Source organism: Pseudomonas kairouanensis, assembly GCF_004682055.1.
Taxonomy (GTDB): domain Bacteria; phylum Pseudomonadota; class Gammaproteobacteria; order Pseudomonadales; family Pseudomonadaceae; genus Aquipseudomonas; species Aquipseudomonas kairouanensis.
On sequence record NZ_QUZU01000098.1, the window covers coordinates 1 to 2,556 of the forward strand.

The 2,556-nt window shown below is 61.2% G+C and carries 5 protein-coding genes; all 5 read left to right on the plus strand.

Going from position 1 to position 2,556, the window contains the following annotated elements; genetic code table 11:
* Positions 1-293 (plus strand): flagellar motor switch protein FliN (gene fliN / locus DYL59_RS31220; protein WP_135292631.1); only part of this gene is annotated, 293 nt, incomplete at its 5' end.
* Complete coding sequence (gene fliO / locus DYL59_RS31225; RefSeq protein ID WP_238340800.1) at positions 290-676, plus strand: flagellar biosynthetic protein FliO; 387 nt, start codon at positions 290-292, stop codon at positions 674-676. The genes fliN and fliO, both read left to right, overlap by 4 nt.
* Positions 673-1,353: a flagellar type III secretion system pore protein FliP gene (gene fliP / locus DYL59_RS31230; protein WP_122486548.1), complete on the plus strand. Its 681-nt coding sequence runs from the start codon at positions 673-675 to the stop codon at positions 1,351-1,353. Before fliO ends, fliP begins: the two co-directional genes overlap by 4 nt.
* Positions 1,354-1,366: 13 nt before the next feature.
* Positions 1,367-1,636, plus strand: coding sequence for a flagellar biosynthesis protein FliQ (gene fliQ, locus DYL59_RS31235; RefSeq protein ID WP_017735842.1), 270 nt, complete (start codon positions 1,367-1,369; stop codon positions 1,634-1,636).
* A 6-nt stretch (positions 1,637-1,642) separates the two neighbouring features.
* On the plus strand, positions 1,643-2,431 hold the full coding sequence (gene fliR / locus DYL59_RS31240; RefSeq protein WP_135292632.1) for a flagellar biosynthetic protein FliR: 789 nt from the start codon (positions 1,643-1,645) through the stop codon (positions 2,429-2,431).
* Positions 2,432-2,556: the final 125 nt, after the last annotated feature.

The window sequence follows — 2,556 nt, forward strand, 5'->3', positions numbered from 1 at the left end:
CGTTGTCGGCACCCCAGCCCACCGCTGCGGCGCGTGAGCTGGAAATGATCATGGATATTCCGGTCAAGCTTAGCGTGGAGTTGGGCCGCACGCGGATCACCATCAAGCAGTTGCTGGAACTGGCCCAGGGCTCGGTGCTGGCGCTGGATGGCCTGGCGGGCGAGCCGATGGACATCCTGATCAACAGCTACCTGATCGCCCAGGGCGAAGTGGTGGTCGTGGATGACAAGTACGGGATTCGCATCACTGAAATCATCACGCCGTCCGAGCGTGTGCAAAAACTCAACCGATGAGTGCGCCCCTCGGTGTGCCCGATGACAGCGTGATGAACCTGGCGTTGCTCGGTAAAACCGCGCTGGCCCTGGCGGTGGTGCTGGGCTGTGTTCTGGTGTTTGGCTGGCTGGCCCGGCGCGCGGGCTCGCGGCCGTTGGTCCCCGGCAAGCTCATGCGGGTGGTCAGCAGTACGGGCCTGGGCCAGCGTGAAAAAGTGGTGATCGTGCAAGTGCGCGATCAATGGCTGGTGCTCGGCGTAACCGCGCAGCAAGTTACCGCACTGGCGCAGATGGATGCGCCGGAGCCTGAGCCGGAAGCGCTCGTCGTGCCGGGCGACAACTTTGCCGAACGCTTGGCTGTGGCGTTGAAGCATAACTTCAAGCGCAAAGGGCGATCTTCGTGACCGGCATCGAAGGCCTCAGCGCCTTTACCGGCCAGGCGGGCGGCCAGCAATGGTCCCTGAGCCTGCAAACCCTGCTGCTGCTCAGCGCCATGGCGTTCCTGCCGGCGATCTTGCTGATGATGACCGGCTTTACCCGCATCATCATTGTGCTGGGCCTGCTGCGCACGGCGCTGGGCACCACCTCGGCGCCACCGAACCAGGTGTTGCTGGGGCTGTCGCTGTTCCTGACGTTTTTTGTGATGTCGCCCACCCTGGACCAGGCTTACAAAACTGCCTGGCAGCCGTTCTCCCATGACGAGATCACGGTGGAGCAGTTTCTCGACAAGGGCAGCCTGCCGTTTCGCAAGTTCATGCTGACCCAGACCCGCCAGGGCGACCTTGCGCTGTTCGCACGGCTGGCGCAGATCGACGACTTGCAAGGCCCCGAAGACGTGCCCATGCGCGTGCTGCTGCCCTCGTTTGTCACCAGCGAATTGAAAACCGCATTCCAGGCCGGGTTCACCATCTTTATCCCGTTCCTGATCATCGACCTGGTGGTGGCGAGCGTGTTGATGGCGCTGGGCATGATGATGGTGCCGCCGTCGACCATCTCGCTGCCGTTCAAGCTGATGCTGTTTGTGCTGGTGGACGGCTGGCAATTGCTGCTGGGCTCCCTGGCGCAGAGTTTCTACACCTGATGAGGGCGCATTGATGACTCCGGAAATGGTCATGGACCTGGCTTACAAAGGCATGCGCATGAGCATGATCGTGGCCGCGCCCGTGTTGTTTGTGACGCTGTTTATTGGTTTGTTGGTGAGCCTGTTCCAGGCCGCCACGCAGATCAACGAGTCCACCTTGTCGTTTATCCCCAAGATCATCGGGGTGTGCGTGGTGCTGGTGATCGCAGGTCCTCTGATCATGGAGATGCTGGTGGACTACACCCGCGCCTTGTTCACCAGCCTGCCCACGCTGATCGGCTGACGCGCGTTGATCGAAGTCAGCTCGGCGCAGTTGCAACTGTGGCTCACCACGTTTTTTTGGCCGTTCTGCCGGGTGCTGGCGTACCTGATGAGCGACCCGATCCTGGGGCATAAAAACGTGTCGAGCCAGGTGAAGGTTGGCCTGGCGATGCTGCTGGCGTTCTTGCTGGCACCCAACCTGCCGCCGTTGCCGGACGTGGCGCTGTTCTCCTGGCCGGGGCTGGGGGTGATTGTGGAGCAGGTGCTGATCGGCATGTCCTTAGGCATGGTGATGCGCGTGACCCTGGCGGTGGTGGAAATGGCCGGCGACATCTGCGGCATGCAGATGGGGTTGGCGTTCGCCACCTTCTTCTCCGCCGACACCGCTACCAACAGCCTGGTGCTGTCGCGCTACCTGGGCATGATCACCATCCTGATGTTCCTGGCGCTGGACGGCCACCTGATGGTGCTGGAACTCTTGGCCACCAGCTTCAAGACCCTGCCCATCGGCAACCTGCACTTTGACCCCAACGCCTGGAACCTCATCGCCCGTTACGGCAGCACTATCTACCTCACCGGCCTGTTGTTGGCCCTGCCGATGGTGGCCACGCTGCTGATCATCAACCTGGCCATGGGCATCCTCAACCGCGTGTCGCCGCAGTTGACGGTGTTCTCGGTGGGCTTCCCACTGACCCTGACCGTGGGCCTGAGTTTGCTGATGGTGGTGATGGGGGAGATGGGGCAGTTTTTGGCCAGTTTGCTTACCAATACCCTGCAATTTATGCAGTACCTGCTCGATAACATGTCCCGCCCCTGACATCCCAAAACTCAAGTGTGGACTCAAGAAATGGGCACACAGCCGACCCCCTGTGGGAGGGGGCTTGCTCGCGAATGCGGTGTGTCAGTCAACAAATTCATTGGCTGATCCATCGCTTTCGCGAG

Excerpts from the sequence above, each read along its gene's own strand:
- fliO (WP_238340800.1), top strand. The coding sequence starts at position 290 with ATGAGTGCGCCCCTCGGTGTGCCCGATGACAGCGTGATGAACCTGGCG.
- fliQ (WP_017735842.1), top strand. The coding sequence starts at position 1,367 with ATGACTCCGGAAATGGTCATGGACCTGGCTTACAAAGGCATGCGCATG.